This is a genomic window from Mesorhizobium sp. LEGMi-168a (assembly GCF_058312955.1).
In genome coordinates this window covers 1-1,048 of record NZ_JBZEGV010000151.1, presented here as the reverse complement: position 1 = coordinate 1,048, position 1,048 = coordinate 1, and the positions used below count along the sequence as shown (strand labels likewise).

2 protein-coding genes are annotated in these 1,048 nt (G+C 67.1%); one reads left to right on the top strand and one right to left on the bottom strand.

Annotated elements, in window-relative coordinates; translation table 11 throughout:
* The coding region (locus tag AC4FWB_RS34565; RefSeq protein ID WP_491030691.1) for a molybdopterin dinucleotide binding domain-containing protein at positions 1-460 on the top strand (460 nt) is incomplete at its 5' end.
* A 14-nt stretch (positions 461-474) separates the two neighbouring features.
* Here the strand turns inward: AC4FWB_RS34565 and AC4FWB_RS34560 are convergent.
* The coding region (locus AC4FWB_RS34560) for a hypothetical protein (protein ID WP_491030689.1) at positions 475-1,048 on the bottom strand (574 nt) is incomplete at its 5' end.

Here is a 1,048-nt window from a genome sequence, read left to right as displayed (position 1 = left end):
GCCCAACCGCCCGCCGAAGAGCATGGGCCTGTTCGGACCGGTCGAGCGGCTGCCTGAGTTCCCCGACCATGTCGACCTGATCGAGGTGGCGGACGAAGAACACCCGTTCCGTCTGACGACCTCGCCGGCGCGCAATTTTTTGAACTCCACCTTTGCCGAGACGCCGGTGTCGAAGGCTAAGGAAGGCCGACCGGAACTGCTCTTGCACCCTGAGGATGCCGCGGCGCTCGGCATCAAGGATGGCGGCCGTGTCGAGGTCGGCAACCGGCGCGGCGACCTCGTGCTGCACGCCAAGCTCTTCGACGGCGTGAAGCGCGGCGTCGTGGTGGCCGAAGGCATCTGGCCGAACAGCGCGCATGAGCGCGGCGAGGGCATCAATGTGCTGACCGGCGCCGACGCGCCGGCGCCCTATGGCGGCGCCGCGTTCCACGACAACAAGGTGTGGCTCAGGGCGCTCTGAATATTTGGCGCTGACTACTTCGAGGCCTGTGCGTCCAGCGTCTTGATCTCCTCCGCCGCCGCCTTACGGGCCGCGGCATCGACGCCGGATGTGCCCTTGTCCTTGGCGAAGGCGACAAGGGCGGCGCGCGTTTGCTCGTCGCATCCGTCCTCGCCCACCCCGTTGACACCGGCTTTCCGGGCCGCGGCGAGCACGGAATCGCAAGCGTCGGGCGCGAAGGCGAACTGCCCCATGATGGCGCCGAGCGTCAGCGGATCCTGCAGGCGCGGATCGTCGCGGATCGCCTGTAGGGTGGCACCGCCCACCGCGCGCGACTTCCGGTCCTTCGCGATCTGCGTCAGGTCGAAGATGAACTCGAATTCCGGCTTGTCGACGCCGTCGGGCTTCGACACCAGGATGTCCAGCGCATAACGTGTGACTTCGTCAGGTGTGACGACCGCGCGCACGGCCTTTGCCTGATGGTAGTTGCGCACCAGCGCCCAGCGCGAGGGGAGGTCGCCGTAGCGGGCGAGCATGTCGAGCTGCTTGATGGCGGCAAGCTTCTGCTTCTCGGTCTTGGCGGCCTGCGCCTGGGTGAAGACCTTGTTG